General features: G+C 51.2%; 15 protein-coding genes. 9 read left to right on the forward strand and 6 right to left on the reverse strand.

The genetic code is table 11. The features are described 5' to 3' along the window. Positions 1-6 precede the first annotated feature (6 nt). Positions 7-3,435: a hypothetical protein gene (locus JNJ77_19545; GenBank protein MBL8824790.1), complete on the reverse strand. Its 3,429-nt coding sequence runs from the start codon at positions 3,433-3,435 to the stop codon at positions 7-9. A 405-nt stretch (positions 3,436-3,840) separates the two neighbouring features. On the opposite strand from JNJ77_19545, the gene JNJ77_19550 reads away from it, so the two are divergent. From JNJ77_19550 to JNJ77_19560, 3 genes are all read left to right on the forward strand, one after another. Then, positions 3,841-4,878: a polysaccharide biosynthesis/export family protein gene (locus tag JNJ77_19550; protein MBL8824791.1), complete on the forward strand. Its 1,038-nt coding sequence runs from the start codon at positions 3,841-3,843 to the stop codon at positions 4,876-4,878. Between the two features lie 91 nt (positions 4,879-4,969). Next, positions 4,970-5,341 (forward strand): hypothetical protein, encoded by a 372-nt coding sequence (locus JNJ77_19555; GenBank protein MBL8824792.1) that lies wholly within the window; start codon positions 4,970-4,972, stop codon positions 5,339-5,341. A 36-nt stretch (positions 5,342-5,377) separates the two neighbouring features. Next, positions 5,378-5,791 (forward strand): hypothetical protein, encoded by a 414-nt coding sequence (locus tag JNJ77_19560; protein MBL8824793.1) that lies wholly within the window; start codon positions 5,378-5,380, stop codon positions 5,789-5,791. A 48-nt stretch (positions 5,792-5,839) separates the two neighbouring features. Here JNJ77_19560 and JNJ77_19565 read toward each other — a convergent pair whose 3' ends face one another. Beyond that, the gene (locus JNJ77_19565) at positions 5,840-6,373 is read right to left on the reverse strand and encodes an ATP-binding protein (protein ID MBL8824794.1); all 534 of its coding nucleotides are present in this window, start codon (positions 6,371-6,373) and stop codon (positions 5,840-5,842) included. A gap of 95 nt (positions 6,374-6,468) precedes the next feature. On the opposite strand from JNJ77_19565, the gene JNJ77_19570 reads away from it, so the two are divergent. From JNJ77_19570 to JNJ77_19595, 6 genes are all read left to right on the forward strand, one after another. Then, positions 6,469-9,639: a PSD1 domain-containing protein gene (locus tag JNJ77_19570; GenBank protein MBL8824795.1), complete on the forward strand. Its 3,171-nt coding sequence runs from the start codon at positions 6,469-6,471 to the stop codon at positions 9,637-9,639. Positions 9,640-9,729: 90 nt separating this feature from the next. After that, positions 9,730-11,190, forward strand: coding sequence for a DUF1501 domain-containing protein (locus JNJ77_19575; protein MBL8824796.1), 1,461 nt, complete (start codon positions 9,730-9,732; stop codon positions 11,188-11,190). Positions 11,191-11,243: 53 nt separating this feature from the next. Then, positions 11,244-11,495 carry a type II toxin-antitoxin system RelE/ParE family toxin gene (locus tag JNJ77_19580; GenBank protein MBL8824797.1) on the forward strand — a complete coding sequence of 84 codons (252 nt, stop codon included), beginning with the start codon at positions 11,244-11,246 and terminating at the stop codon, positions 11,493-11,495. Between the two features lie 2 nt (positions 11,496-11,497). After that, positions 11,498-11,848: a helix-turn-helix transcriptional regulator gene (locus tag JNJ77_19585; protein ID MBL8824798.1), complete on the forward strand. Its 351-nt coding sequence runs from the start codon at positions 11,498-11,500 to the stop codon at positions 11,846-11,848. Positions 11,849-11,942: 94 nt separating this feature from the next. After that, positions 11,943-12,575: a DUF4230 domain-containing protein gene (locus JNJ77_19590; protein MBL8824799.1), complete on the forward strand. Its 633-nt coding sequence runs from the start codon at positions 11,943-11,945 to the stop codon at positions 12,573-12,575. Between the two features lie 39 nt (positions 12,576-12,614). Continuing rightward, the gene (locus tag JNJ77_19595) at positions 12,615-13,301 is read left to right on the forward strand and encodes a DUF4230 domain-containing protein (GenBank protein MBL8824800.1); all 687 of its coding nucleotides are present in this window, start codon (positions 12,615-12,617) and stop codon (positions 13,299-13,301) included. A 33-nt stretch (positions 13,302-13,334) separates the two neighbouring features. On the opposite strand, the gene JNJ77_19600 is transcribed toward JNJ77_19595, so the two are convergent. The 4 genes from JNJ77_19600 to JNJ77_19615 all read right to left on the reverse strand — a co-directional run bounded on the left by JNJ77_19600 (position 13,335) and on the right by JNJ77_19615 (position 15,623). Then, positions 13,335-13,514, reverse strand: coding sequence for a hypothetical protein (locus tag JNJ77_19600; GenBank protein MBL8824801.1), 180 nt, complete (start codon positions 13,512-13,514; stop codon positions 13,335-13,337). Further along, positions 13,475-13,891, reverse strand: coding sequence for a DUF1439 domain-containing protein (locus JNJ77_19605; GenBank protein ID MBL8824802.1), 417 nt, complete (start codon positions 13,889-13,891; stop codon positions 13,475-13,477). Before JNJ77_19605 ends, JNJ77_19600 begins: the two co-directional genes overlap by 40 nt. A 175-nt stretch (positions 13,892-14,066) precedes the next feature. Further along, positions 14,067-14,930, reverse strand: coding sequence for a DUF1439 domain-containing protein (locus JNJ77_19610; GenBank protein ID MBL8824803.1), 864 nt, complete (start codon positions 14,928-14,930; stop codon positions 14,067-14,069). Between the two features lie 6 nt (positions 14,931-14,936). Further along, complete coding sequence (locus JNJ77_19615) at positions 14,937-15,623, reverse strand: hypothetical protein (protein ID MBL8824804.1); 687 nt, start codon at positions 15,621-15,623, stop codon at positions 14,937-14,939. Positions 15,624-15,809 lie beyond the last annotated feature (186 nt).

A 15,809-nucleotide genomic window follows, 5' to 3' on the forward strand; every position in this document is an offset into this window, starting at 1 on the left:
AATAAACTACGCCGATTTCTTCATCACTGTCATGTCGCCGCCAGATAAGCGGTCCTGTACAAAATGGAGCAGTTGCTGCCAGGCCTTCTCATCGCCAGGCAGACTGCGTTGTACAGCATAAGCTGCCGTCTTGAGTTGCTCCGCAGTCTCTATCTGCTTCGATTCCAGTTTCTTGACGAATTCGGCCATCGCACCGCTTCGTCCCCTGCCGCGACACCAGGGTAAAGCGAGTGCTATAGCAGTGGCTACATCATCCGACTGAACAGGCTCCGTGGTACTAGCCAGACCACTGAGCCAGCGTGGCTCACCGGCACCGCATATTTTCAACTCACCTGCAGGTGTCAGCAACAATCGGCCAAGATGCAGTTGTCCATGCACCAGGCCGACATCATGCAGTGCTGCCAGGCCCGATGCCAGTTGCTGAATCAATTTGAGCGCCACCGAAGGATCATTGATCAGACCTGTCCATTCTGATCCAGGCAACCCGATCAGCCATTCCTGCAACACTGCAGGGCTCCCGGACATACTCAATACTTCAAAAGTTCCCGCGACATTCGAATGCTGAACCTGAGCTGCCTGGCTGAACAGTTGCCGATATTCATCCTGCCAGTTGGCATCGACTGATGCGGAAAGTTGCCTGAGCAGTGCTTCATCGCCAATGCGTGGATCAAAGACGCGGTAAATAGTCTCCATCGCACTTTGACGTAATCGATCAATGATGCGTAATGAACCTAATACCAGAGCTTCCAATTGCCCTGCTTCGATCAATTCCATCTGGAAAGTTGACAGGAACTCATTCTGCAACAAGCAATCACGCAGCGTGATTCGCTGTTTGTGAGTCTCCTGCATGAGCGACTGCAAGGTTGAAGCATCGATCAATCCCATGCCACTGAGCAAATCTGCCAGGTGCTGATCGCTGCCAGTCCGTGTTGATTTGAGAGGCAGAATGTGAGGCGGATCGTAAAGCTGTACATCTTCGGCACCTGCCGTTGCAGGCAGCTTCTTCTCTGCCAGGTCTTTCAGCTTGTCTCGATACCAACCCTGCATGTCTGAAAGATGCTTATTGACTTCGGAACGACGGAAATGAACGTCTTCTTCCTTGTCCATCAACTCAGCAGATCTAATCTCCAGGCGTTCATGATTCTGTTTTAGCTCCTGCTTCTGATGAGCCAGTTGCTCTGATTTTTCCTGCAGTTCCTGCTGATGCCACTGCCATTGCTTTTGCAAATGCTCCATCTGCGACTGCCAGTGCAGACAATCCTGCCGCAACGCTGCTGCTTCCAGACGATGTTCATCCTGCAGGCGCGACAGCACTTGGAATCGCTCATCGAGTTGTTGCATGGATTGGCGGACTTCATCGCGCTGACCTGACAGTTCATCGATGCACCGCTGACGGTACGCATGAATTTCCTGAAGTTGCGTGCGCCACTGCGTGCGTGCGGTTGACATTCTTTCCAGAATGGCTTCAGCACTACGGAGCAGCGCAGGCAGCATCTCGCTGAAAGCATTCCTGGCCTGTTCGAGTTCTGATCGCTGACCAGCAGCCTGTTCCTGCTGCTGTATGGTCAAATGTCGTTGCTCGGCAAGCTGCTGTTTCTGCAGTTCCAGTTGTTGTTGCTGTTCAAGCAGTTGCTCACGATCTCGCTGCAATTGCAGAGCCTGTGCATCTAACGATTGTCGACGTTCTTCCTGCAACTGACGATCTGTCTGCAGGCTGTTTTCCCACTCCTGATTCCTCTGAAGCCACTCGTTTTCGCTGGCCTGCACCTGTTCCATGCGTGCCTGCCAGGTTGATTCGAGTTGCTGCTGTTCCGATTCCCGCTGTGCCAGTACTGCCATGCGACGACGCAGTTGTTCCTGCAACGATTCGTGCGCACTTTCAGAATGATTCATGTTCAGCAACTGTTCACGCAACAGTCGTCTTTGCTTATGCAGTCTGACACGCAACCGATGAACCTTCTCGAAACGGAATTGCAACAGCTCATGCTGATGATGCTGTTCTGCCTGTGTTTCCTGTATCGCACTTTCACGAGCCGCAAGTTGCTGCTCCATCTCTTCCCGCATGGCAAGAATAGTTCGGGCAGCTTCGATTTCTGTCTGAAGCTGCTGCATCAGGGCTTCGTGTGCCACTTTCTCCTGTGCCCAACTTGCGGACAGTGATTCATGCTCCTTGATACGATCTTGCAATGATTGTTGCTGTCGGCTGATTTCCTCTTCCACACGATCCAGCCGGAGGCGATCCTGCCCCAGTTGCCGTTCCCAATCAGCACAACCAGTTAGTCTTTGTGTGAATGTCTGTTTTTCCTGTTCCAGTTGTTTTTGTGTTGCCTGAAGTTGTTCTTGCAACAGTTGTTGTGCGCGTTGCTGCTGTTGCAGTTTTTCCTGATCAGCAGCTAACAGTTGCTGTGCCTGCTCCAGGCTGGTTTTCAACCCGTTCAGCCTGGGCAGTTCTCCACTCCAGTATTGTTCGCGCGTCTGCAATTCCTTCTCACGCGATTGCAACAAGGCATCTCGTTTGTCCATCGATTCCTTGAATCGTTGCAGTCGTACCAGGTCCGCATGCAGTTCGCTGGTTTGCGAATTGAGTTGTTCTTTTTCTGCAACCAGCGAGACCTGCGTTGCAGCCTGTTTTTTCTGATCTTCTGCTAACTGTGTTTGCCACTCTTCCAGCAGTTGTGCCTGCTTGGCCAATTCATTCTGCTGCTCGTTCAACTTCAGGCGTTCAGCCTGGCAAGTAGATGAGACCTGCGTCAATTGCAATCGCTCATCACTAAGTTGCCTCTTTTCGGACTGCACTTTCTCTGCTGCATGGCGTACCGCCTCGCGCATCGCTGCCACTGCATCGCGACGCTGGCGATACTGCTGATAGAGCGAATCACGCAGCTTGCACAATTCCTCACGCACCGATTGCAGATCGTGTCTTGAATTATCCTTGACTGTTTCCTGCTTCAAACTGGCACGCCACTGTTCCAGTTCTCTGCGTTCCGATTCCAGCAGCTTGGCCTTGTCCTGCACTTCGCGCATTTTCACTGCAAGAGCTTCAGCCTGCCGCTCTGCTTCACTTTCCCAGTCATGCTTTTCTTTCAGCAACTGCTGCTTCAGTTCATTCACTTCATGCAATTGAACACTGGTATCCTGCTGTGATTTGAAACCACTCAGCGTGGTTTCCGCAAGAAAATCGAGTTTGAGTTGAGCTCCATCCAGAGTACAGCTTTCGCGCAGTTTCAGAATAAATGTTTCTGGCGCAGTTGAACCAACTTGCCTGATTCTCAAGCCGCCAGTCGTCACGGTTGCCAGGTAGCTGGTGGATGGACTGGCTTCAGGAATGACTAAATCACCCTGTTGACCGATCAGAATGGAGTCACTTCGAAATTCGAATTTCTGCTCAGCACCTGAACCCGTACGGAGGCTCAGCTTGATGAGAGGCAAACTCATCGATCCCGCACCAGTTTTTGCAACTGCTGGAATAAATTGCGGCATGTTAGCCGACAGCCCCCCAACGCCCACGCTGCCGCGCGAACCATAGCCATTTACCAGCTTTATGTGAAGAGAGACTTCAACGAAAATTCGAACAACTGGCAAACAAAACTGATAATCACTGCAAACTTCAATTGATCTGCAGCGTGAAAACAATTATTAAAACACAACAGTTTAATCCTGGTAAGATTTTCCATCTATTCCAGCTTTGCATAACACAACAACCTTACCAGGTTGTCCATAAGCGCTGAACGTATCAAGATTGCCTGCTTTACCAACCGATTCACCTATTGCGGTTCTACATCGTTTGCCCGGTCAGGCATGCCCGCAACCTATCCTGACAGGCTGATGCGGAGTTGGTCCATGCGTACGCTTCTGGCTTTGTTTTCAATTGCTTTGATATCATGCACCAACCTGGGTTGTCAAAGCACCCCTTGTGATAATGTTACCTGCGTACCTGACGTGCCTCGTGAACTCTCGATGGTGACACATCCACCCTACACGATTGCTGCACCAGACATTCTTTTGATTGATGCCATACGTGTGGTACCCATTCCACCTTATAAGCTCAGCCCTCTCGATACAGTTTCGATCAATGTACCTAAAGCACTGCCTGACCAACCTCTGCAAGGCATCTTCCCCATCGATCCTGATGGCACGGTGAACCTTGGACCAACCTATGGCAAAGTCTCTCTGGTTGACAAGACAGTCGAAGAAGCACGCGAGGTTCTCGAAAAGCACATGAAAGATGTCGTGGGACTTACCGATTCCAAAGTTACTGTTGCCCTGGCTCAGTTCCGTGGCATGCAGCAAATCAAGGGTGACCACCTGGTCCGTCCCGATGGTACTGTTGGATTGGGTCTCTACGGCTCGGTCTATGTTGCCGGGCTGACGCTGGAACAGGCCAAGCTGGCGATTGAAACTCACCTTACCAAGTATCTGCAGAAGCCTGAAATCTCGGTAGACATCTTCTCGTACAACAGCAAAGTCTTCTATGTCATCACCGATGGCGGTGGTTTCGGCGAACAGGTTTACCCCATTCCTTCCACTGGCAACGAAACGGTGCTTGATGCACTTGGCAAGATCGGCGGTTTGCCTGCTGTAGCTTCCAAGCGACGTATCTGGGTTGCCCGTCCTGCACCTTCCGGACACGGCCCGGATCAAACACTGGCTGTGAACTGGGAAGCCATTGCCATGGGAGCCAATACCACTACGAATTATCAAGTGCTGCCCGGCGATCGCGTCTACGTCATGGCGGAACCACTGATCACTGCCGACACCCTGCTCGCTCGCTTCCTGGCTCCATGGGAACGAATCATGGGTTTCAGCCTGTTGGGTAACTCCGTGGTGCGTGGACTCTCTGGCCAGAACCAGGGTGGTTTTAATAACGGTGGATTCTAAACCACATTCTACATCCCTGGTGCTTTCAACTACGTGAAAGCACTGGTAGAATACTGACACCATACGACAATGCTGGATAGAGAGGTAAGCCATGAAACGACTCACTTTCGCCATCATCCTGACAGCTTCAATGGGTTACACAACAGATCTGCATGCCCAGGGAGCGCCTCCTTCCACCGCATTCAACTGGCTTAATCTCAATCGAGGCGGTGCCAATGCAGCAACGAATTATTATGGCATTGTACGCCCCAACAACATGACCCAGAACGCCCTGATGAATCTCAATCAGGATTACAACAACCTTCGGCAATCAGCATTGTCATCCAGGAATCAACCACAGGAAGGCATTCAGGCCACTGGACACGCTGCCACCTTTATGAACTTTGGGCATTACTTTCCGGGTCTCAACAGATCAGGAGGTGGAGCTATGCGACCTGGTCAGGGCGGACCAGCACGACGCTAATGATATATCCATACCTGTCGGTATCAGGAGCATAACATGTCACGGAAGATTTTCTGTCTCGCGTTTCTTGTCATCTGCACCAACTGCGCCTGGGCAACCGATGTCAGCAAATATCCACCAGGCCAAAAGCCGTACGCTCGTCCCAAGGCGCCTTGCCCCAACGGTGTGCTCGCGGAAGAAGCCTGCTTCGGTTACTTCAACACCAAGTGGACGCAATGGCACCAGGCTTGCGGGCCTGAAGTAGCTACCGGACAGTCTGTCACAGGGCATTCCTGCACTGACTGTGCCAGCAAAGGGATTATTCTTTTTGAATCAGACTCTGCAGCAAAGCAGGCTCCCTCGCAAACTCTCGTCAAGCCTGCACCGGAATCTGTTCCCCAAAACGTGGCACCCAAACCGATGCCCAAGGAAATAGTACCGCCGAAGCCCATGCCACCTGTGAAAAAGTAGAGCCAAAGCTGTAATCCGCAACACCCCACCTCCCGCAGTGGGGTGTTTTTATTTTGCAAGACGAACGGCCTGCAGGATGAGTTGGATGTTCCTCTCCAACGATTCATCTTCCGTATTCACTGTAATGCTCGGCAATGCAATCGGTTCACTGGTCGCCTTTACCTGATCATAGAGAGCTTCATTTCTGTCTGCTGCAGGATGCAGGCTCTGCTCATGATCTTGCCGCAACCTGCTTCTCGCGACATTATCAGAACAGACACATTCCACGAGAATCAAGTCTCGCTGACAACGTGTCGTACATTCCCGCAATTGCATCAGTTGTTCAGATTTCGAAAAGGTTCGTCCATCAATGATGATGTGCCTGTCGGGGTTCCGTTCAGCATGAAACACAGCCAGTTGATAGAGAATATCCATGCAGAAATCGTTCTGCTGCCCCGAATATTCGATATTTTCAGAGGCAAATAAGGCTGCTCGAATGTCATCCTTATTCAACAGAACTGCGTTCAAGGATTTGCATAAAGCCTTGGCCAGCGTTGATTTACCTGTTCCGGGTAAGCCTGCGAATGCTATGAGCTTTGACATTTTCCACACCCAAATCCCATCGACTCCCCCATTTTAGCGGGTAAGATATTATTACTGCTGGTAATCCCACCTGCCTGCTCTCTCCGAGGCGCATTATGACGGTTAGCCGTATCTGCCTGCTGGCTGTTTGTTGCATTCTGCTGACTGTTTTTGCCATCCATAATCAACAGGGAAATGCTCAACCACCCGCGACTCCCAAAATCGATTTCAATCGTCAGATAAAACCTATTCTCTCTGATCATTGCTACGCCTGTCATGGCCCCGATGAGAAGACTCGCAAAGCCGACTTACGGCTCGACACCAAAGATGGCCTTTTCGGAAAACTCGGCGACAACTTCGTCGTTAAACCTAACGATGCCGAGGCTTCGCTGCTAGTCGAACGCATCAACAGCGACGAAAAGAACAAGGTCATGCCACCGGCCAAGCACAACAAGCCACTCAAACCTGAACAGAAGAAAATTCTCGAAGTATGGATCAAGCAGGGCGCCAACTGGTCGAACCATTGGGCGTTTGAAGCACCTAGGAAACTCACCCCGCCAAGCATTAAACAAAGCGACTGGATTCGCAACACCATTGATGCGTTCATCCTCGCCAAACTCAATGAACAGGGACTGACTACTTCGCCACCAGCTACCAAATCGCAACTACTCCGACGAGTTTATCTCGATCTCACGGGTCTGCCGCCCACGCCTGCTGATGTTGATGCTTTCCTGGCAGACAACTCTCCCCAGGCTTACGAGAAGGTAGTTGATCGTTTACTTTCCAGCCCACGCTACGCCGAGCATCAGGCCCGACATTGGCTCGATGTCGCCCGCTATGGCGACACGCATGGCCTGCACCTGGATAACTACCGCGAAGCCTGGCCCTACCGTGAATGGGTGATCAAGAGCTTCCTCAAGAACCAGCCCTACGATCAGTTCATCACCGAACAACTAGCCGGCGACCTGCTCCCCAACCCTACGCTCGATCAGATCATCGCCACCGGCTACAACCGTTGCCATGTCACCACCAGTGAGGGTGGCTCCATCGAAGAGGAAGTCTACGTCCGTAACGTTGTTGACCAGGTAGATACGTTTGGCACCGTGTTCCTGGGATTAACCGTAGGCTGCGCCCGCTGTCACGATCATAAGTATGATCCCTTCTCCACTAAGGAGTACTACCAGTTCTTCGCATTCTTCAACAACATCGATGGCTCGCCACTCGATGGCAACGCCGCCCGCCATGCTCCCATTACCAAAGTAGGCACACCAGAGCAACTGGCCAAGCTCGCTGAGATGCAGAAGCAGATTGATGCCGTTACGCAGAAAATCAAAACCGAACTAGCTCATATCAAGTATGAAGAGCCAAAGCTAGTCGTTAAGAAATCTCCAACCGTACGTTCTGACCATGTATGGATTGACGATGATTTGCCCAAAGGAGCCAAAGTCAGCAGCGACGGGAGTCATAACGGCAAATGGATGTTTGTCAGTAGCCCAACGGCACCAGTCTTTTCAGGAAAATTTGCTCATACCCGTACTGCAAAGGGCTTGAGTCAGCATTTTGTCGAAGGAGCCTTGCGCGGTCTGGTTATTGGAACTGGTGATTCACTGTTTGCTTATGTTTACCTCGATCCTAAGGATCCTCCCAAAGAAATCATGCTCCAGTGGAATACTGTCGACTGGAAACACCGTGCCTACTGGGGGGAGAACAAGATTGATTGGGGAACCGACAAGACCGGCTCCCGACAATACATGGGTGCGTTGCCGGAGCCAGGACGATGGGTGCGACTCAATATACCAGTCGACAAGGTAGGTCTCAAACCGGGAGATGTCATCACGGGCTGGGCTTTCACCCAATTCGATGGCACCGTCACCTGGGACAAGGCTGGCATCGTTACCAAAACTCAACAGGGCGAGCAGTGGTTTGATTCATTGAATGGCTGGCTGGAATATGAGCAATCAATCGGTGGCGCCAAGTTGCCTCAAAATATACAAAAGCTGATCAAAGTGTCGCTCGAAAAGCGAACAGATGCTCAAAAACAGGAACTCAAAGAGTACTTCCTGGAATACATCAATCCCACCACTCGCGAGAACTTTACTGCATTGCATAATGAATTGGCCAAGGCAAGGCAGGACCGGGAAGTGTTTGATTCAAGCATCCCCGCAACCCTGATCTTCAAGGAACGCAAGGAACCCCGCCAGGCATTCATCCTCAAGCGTGGCGAGTACGATCAGCGAGGCGACAAGGTCGAACGGGGCACACCCGTTATGTTCCCACCGATGAAGCCAAATGAAAGGAAAGACCGACTCGGCTTGGCCAACTGGTTGCTTGATCCCAACCATCCCACCACTGCTCGTGTCGCCGTCAACCGCTTCTGGCAGCAAGTTTTCGGGACCGGACTCGTCAAAACCACCGAAGACCTAGGCCTGCAAGGCGAACCACCAACGCATCAAGAACTGCTCGATTGGCTCGCTGTCGAGTTCCGCGAGTCAGGTTGGGATGTCAAGAAACTGATGAAGCTGATGGTGATGTCAAACACCTATCAACAATCTGCCAAGATCAGCAGCGACCGCTACGCCAAAGACCCAGGCAACCGTTACTATTCCCGTGGCCCCCGCCATCGCCTCGATGCTGAAGTGCTGCGTGATCAGGCCCTCTTTGTCAGTGGCCTCCTCGTCGAAAAACTAGGCGGCCCCAGCGTCAAGCCACCTCAACCCAACGGCCTGTGGGAAGCAGTGGGCTACGTCAGCAGCAACACCGCTAACTTCAAAGCAGACACCGGCCACGAAAAAGTCCACCGCCGTAGTCTTTATACCTTCTGGAAACGCACCGCACCGCCACCGCAAATGTCCGCCATGGATGCGCCATCCAGGGAATCGTGCACGGTTCGAAGAGAGCGCACCAACACACCACTGCAAGCACTGTTGATGCTGAATGAAACACAATATGTGGAATGCGCCAGAGCATTAGCAGAACGCGCGATGTCTTCCCCCCTCTCCCCCCCGGGGAGAGGAGCCGGGAATGAGGGGGTTTATCTATCCGTAGCCCGGTTGAAATTTATCTTCAAATCCATCCTCGCCCGCGATGCCGACGCAAGCGAACTCGCCGTCCTGAAAACCGCCTACCACGACCACCTGAAACAATACACCAACAAACCCACCGAAGCTGACAAACTCCTCGCCATCGGCGAAAGCAAGCCCAACGATAAACTCAACAAACAAGAACTAGCCGCGTTGACGATGATCGCCAATATCGTCTTCAACCTGGATGAGGCGGTGACAAAATAATGGCAGCCCGACGCGCTAGCGAGGAACGTCGATCGAATGTATAACGCCCCTTGCTAGCGCTGCGGGCTGCCATGTAACAGGATTAACTAAATGACCCCCTACCACGAATCCTTGAATCTCCTCACCCGCCGCCAGCTCTTTGCCAAGGGCGCGCTGGGACTCGGTACTGTCGCCCTCTCCGGCATGCTCCCCGCCAACATCCAGGCTGGTGACAAGATACAGGCCAAGGGTGGCATCCCCGGGTTGCCTCACTTCGCTCCCAAGGCCAAGCGGGCCATCTATCTCTTCATGAACGAAGGTCCCTCGCAGATGGACATGTGGGACTACAAACCCAAGATGGGGGACATGTTCGACAAAGACCTCCCCGAATCGATCCGCAAAGGCCAGCGGCTCACCACCATGACCAGCGGCCAAACCCGCTTCCCCATCGCGCCCTCAAAATACAAGTTCAGTCAACACGGCAAGAATGGCACCTGGGCCAGCGAACTCATTCCGTACACTGCCAAAATCGTCGACGAGATCGCCCTCATCAAATCGGTCTGGACCGAAGCCATCAACCACGACCCCGCGGTCACCTACATCTGCACCGGCAACCAGATTCCCGGTCGGCCCAGCCTCGGCGCCTGGCTCAGCTACGGCCTTGGCACCATGAACGAGAACCTGCCCGAGTTCGTCGTCATGACTGCTTCATGGACAGGTCGCAAGGAAGCCCAGGCGATATACAACCGCCTGTGGGGTTCAGGCTTCCTGCCCAGCAAGCACCAGGGAGTAGCGCTCCGCTCCAAAGGCGATCCGGTGCTCTTCCTTTCGAATCCGCCCGGCGTTGATGCAGGCACCCGCCGCAAAACCCTCGATGCCATCGCCCGGCTCAATCAGCATCACTACGAACAGATGACCGACCCGGAGACGCAGACCCGCATCGCCCAGTACGAAATGGCGTTCCGCATGCAGACCAGCGTCCCCGAACTGACTGACCTCAGCAAGGAACCCAAGCACATCCTCGATATGTACGGCCCTGATGTGCTGAAGCCCGGCACCTTTGCTGCCAGTTGCCTCTTAGCCCGTCGCATGATCGAGCGTGATGTCCGCTTCATCCAGATCTTCCACCGAGGCTGGGATCAGCACTTCGCCTTGCCCATCGACCTGCCCAACCAGTGCAAGGATGTCGACCAGGCCTGCTACGCCCTCATCACTGATCTGAAACAGCGAGGCCTTCTCGACGAAACGCTCGTCATCTGGGGCGGCGAGTTTGGCCGGACTATTTATTGCCAGGGCGGCCTCACCCGCGATAACTACGGCCGCGATCACCACCCCCGCTGCTTCACCATGTGGATGGCCGGCGGCGGTATCAAGCCAGGCATCACCTACGGCGAAACGGATGACTTCAGCTACAACATCACCAAAGACCCCGTCCACATCCACGACCTCAACGCCACTATTCTGCATTGTTTAGGTATCGACCACAAACGCCTGAGCTACAAGTTCCAGGGCCTCGATATCCGCCTGACGGGGGTAGAGGAACACGCGGCGGTGAAGGGAATTTTGATTTAGCTTGTCAATTCACCAATTGACAAGAATGTCAATTGAGTATAATAGAGTTGGATATGCTTGTTACTTTGACTGATCAGGCTGCTGACGAAGCCAGCCAGTTGCCAAAAGCTATCCGTGCCAGGATACTCAAAATCGTTGACCGGTTGGCATTTTGGCCTGATGTCAGTGGAGCCAAACCACTGCGTGCCAACCTTGCAGGCCACTACCGAATCCGTACTGGTGATTATCGCTTGCAGTTTCGGGTAAGCGACGACCTGATCATCATCGAGAAAATCGGCCATCGAGATGGCTTTTACGAGGATTAATCATGAGCATTGCTCCAGTTACACTCAACGGAAAAGCATACGTCATCCTGGAAAGAGATGAGTACGAATCTATGAAACGGGGGAATAGTGAACCTTCACTTCCTGAATTTCCAAAGCGCGGCAAGCATGGATATCCGGCTGCTGAGTACATGCGTGTCTCTATCGCCCGGGACATCATACAAGACCGAAGAAAAGCTGGCCTCACCCAGAAAGAACTCGCCAACCTCGCAGGCATTCGCGTCGAAACACTTTGCCGAATTGAAACCGGTAAGCATACTCCCAGCGTGACTACGATTGAGAGGATTGAACGTGCATTGTTGAAGATTGGTAAAAAGAAACGAACGCAATCATAATTGAGTGTACGTACTTTGTTTAATTGCTTGATAACAACTTTCACATGAAGTAGGATTGAGCGGATTTCCGACATTCAAATTCAGGACATTTGCAATGTGGACAGCTATCTCATTAGCGTTGATCGCGCTAATTGCAGTTTCACTGGCATTAATTGTCTGGAAAATATGGGCACCGGCACGAAAAAGAAGACAGTTCTCAATAGATAGTGCATTGGGCAAAATCCAAGAAGTCGGCGAACTTTGTGTTCTCAAAGCACATGTAAAAGAAGTTGTTACAGTAACTTTGTCAACTTTGCTTTTTACAAGAGCGAAAATGCTTGCAATATGTAACTTCGAGATCGAATTTAGATACAACTTGCGCAAAACGAGAATTGAGAATAAAGAAGGCAGTGGCAGCTTCAGATTGGTTCTGCCACCTTACAACTGCGAGGTAATCCCGAGAAAACTAGAGTTCTATCACGAGCAAAGGGCAAGATTTCTCGGCTTACTTACATTTGATTTTTCGCTCGAAGAACGTAATAGCCTTATCGAGCAAGCCCGCGAGAAAGCAACAGAACAAGCACAACTGCTGTATGAATCGATTGAGGGACAAGTTCAGGCTTCAGCAAAAACAACTCTGAATGCAATAGCAACTGCATTTGGCGCTGAATCTGTAGAATTTGAATTCGCCAAACCTGAAACGGTCAAGGAAGAGATTCGAAATGGCATGAAGAGTCTTGCTGCATAGATGATATTTAACAAATTACACACTCTTTGGAGATTAACTATGCGATTCGCATTAGCTGTTCTCATCATTATAGGACTTACAAAGAACACAAATGCTCAAGTGCCACCACCGCCTGTATGGGGGTTTGCTATTCGCATTGTCATTATTGTTGCCGAAAAAGGCTGGCAGTTTTGGAGGTACGCAGATAGCCAGTTGTTTCCTAGCAAACTCTACGATAGTGTTTTTCAAGTCACCTCCGATAAAACAACCTCTCATTTCGTCGTAAAATCCATTGAAGCCAAGTTAGAAATTGGTGGTGAATCTCCGTTTGCCCTTGGAGACATACGTGTTAAATATGAAGTTCCTTGCACCCTTGAGTATTTTGTTGATCTTAAGAAAGTGATCTCTGCAGATATTACTGTCAGTAAGCAAAATAGGACTGTAACTCTCTATCTCAGCGATATTGAATTCAAGAAGCCAAACCTGGACCTCGAGAATAAGAAGGAGTTGGAGGTCTACAAATACTGGACTCGATTCGACTCAACACTGAATAACTTGAAAGAAGAGGTACTTGGTCAGCGACTAAGTTCCAAAGCAAGAGAGGAGCAAGAGAAATTCAAGCCAGAAGCCATGAAAGCCGCAAAGAGCCAACTCACTGAACTATTGCCCAAGTTCTTACATGATGAATACAAGACCTATAAAGTGATAATACGATTCCGAGAGGAAGCTGATCAGGATGGAAAGTAGTTGCTCAAATCCTGTCAATCGAGTTGTTACTGGTTACACCCCCATCGTCAGCACCATCTTTCCCTGCTCGATCCGCACTTTTTTCAGCACCAGTTTGGCGGCGCGTTCGGTGAGTTCCTTGTCCTGCAGGCGATAGACCGGCACCGCGCCCAGGGCTTCTTTCGTGAAGATCGTTACTCCATCCCGTACCCGGTTTTCCAGAGTGTTCGGCAAACCTTCACTTCTATCTTTTTGATCTCGATATCAATCAACGAAAACGTGGCAGTTTCCGGATGATAATCGAGTTGCCCGCTGGCGATGATGTGCCCTTTCACGGGAATGGGGATGCCCTGTAGTTGTAGCCTGGTTTCGAGACGGGCGTTGACGCGGTTCAGCTTTTCATCCAGGTTGATGCGCGGGTTTTCCAGTCGCAGATCAGTCACCTGCATGATCTTTCTTGTCATCGGAAAGCTGCCTGCCACTGCCTGCTGCACCTGCTGTTCGGTGATAACAATTTCAAACTGTTTGCCCCAGAGCATGGTGATGAGAACATAAGCCAGCCCAACCAGCACACCCAGGCTTAATACCAGATTGAACATTCGTTTCAGCATTACCCTGGTTCCTGTCTATCCATGACCATTCGCACAATCTGCTACAACAGCCCTGCACTATAGGAGGAATGGCAAGTTCCTGACAACCCCAATGCAAGATGGCGCGAAACACTTTGGAATGGTCTCCCCCTCACCCCCGACCCCTCTCCCTCCGGGAGAGAGGGGAGAAATCGACTCAGCCGCCGATGCCCATCGTCAGAATCATCTGGCCCTGCTCTACCCTTACTTTCTTCAGCACCAGCCTGGCGGCACGTTCCTTCAGATTTGCTTCCTTCAAGCGATACACAGGAAAGGCACGCATCACTTCCCTGGCTACCATTGCCATCGCGTCGCGTGCCTTAACTTCCCACTGGGCAGGCACACCCCGGAGATCGATCTTTTTGATCTGCAATTCCTGCAGGTAGAATGCTCCCTGATCAGGACGATACTCCATCTGACCAGTAATCTGAGTCGTTCCCCGCATGTCGAAAGGCACACCTTTGATGGTGATCTTGCAATCCAGGCTGGCGTGAATTAGATTCGCTTTCTCATCCAGGTGAATGACAGGCGATTCGAAAGTTACCGCAGCTACCTGGAGAATCGACTTTGTCATAGGAAATCGCTCTACCACCGTTTCCTGCACTTCCTGCTCTGTTACTACGATGTCAAACCGCTTGCCCCAGATCAGAAAGAGAAGAATCGCCACAGTGGCCAATAACCCCAGCCAGATTCCAAGAGCGTAAGTATGCCAGCGTTTCCACTGGAACGGTGGCGTCGCTTGTTTGCTGTACGGATTCCAGTGGCTGAGTTTGCCTTGTTCCTGGCTATCTGCTGGTTGTGCCCCAAAACGCTTCTGCCAGGATGCACTCAACTTGTCTTTGAGCGACACAGCTGGTGTCACTTCTTTTTTGGCGAAATAGCTGAACAAGAATACGACAACATGGATCAGCAGTTCAACAACGATGCCTGCCAACTGAATCAGAGCCATCATCAATTCAATCAGGGCTTGCACCAGCAGCCCGATAGCTTCAACACCAGCCACCAATCCCTCAACGGGCATGCGATGTCACTCTGAAATCGAGTCGAGAATTGCCAAGCGGTTCTGTCGCCTACGATAGTACCATGCGCCTGCAACCAACACCGCGCAACCTGATAGTGCCAGGGTTGTTGGTTCAGGCACCGCAGCATACTGGAATTGCACGACCAAGGCACCATTGGGGACATTTTGTGAAACGGTGGGACTGTTATAAAAGCTTTCAGGACTCTGTCGATACTGGGCACCCACTAAGGAATTGTCAAAGTCCCAATCAATATTGTTACCGACTTGAGTAAAATTCCAAGTGAACGTCATCAACAGGTCGCCGCCAGAATAAGTGTAAGGCGTCGTAAAGTTAATGACGGGGCCAAATGCATTGGGTGACGTACCACCTGGAAAGCTGTTGATTCCGAAAGACAGTGACCCGTTGCGTACCGGTACAGTGCCCGGACCCTGATTTGCTGCAACCACTGTGCTTAACGAACCAACAGGGAAATTCGAGGGTCCCAGATAAATGTCAAAATTCGGTGTAAAGCTGACGGTTGAAGGACCAGATGGCTGTCCGCCATTCTGTCGGAACTGCATTCCAGTGATCTGGCTACCGATAGGCAAACCATTCAGCAAAGAGGAACCGTACAGTTGTTGTACTGTCAATGCAGTCGTAGTGGTGTATCCGAACACGGTGTTGCCTTCAGTGTTGGCACGTGAAGGCGGCACAACGACTGTTTGGGCAAATGCACTGGAATAGAGACTTAACATCAAACTAGAGCATTTTCAAAAACCATCTTGCGCATTCAGGTAATACATGAAATACTGTGACGTGTCCATGTCATGGAGTCACAGATGAAAGCGTACTCGGTTGATTTACGTGAGCGGGTGTTGGCAGACTTTCAGGGAGGCATG

The organism is Planctomycetia bacterium, assembly GCA_016795155.1.
Lineage (GTDB): Bacteria > Planctomycetota > Planctomycetia > Gemmatales > HRBIN36 > JAEUIE01.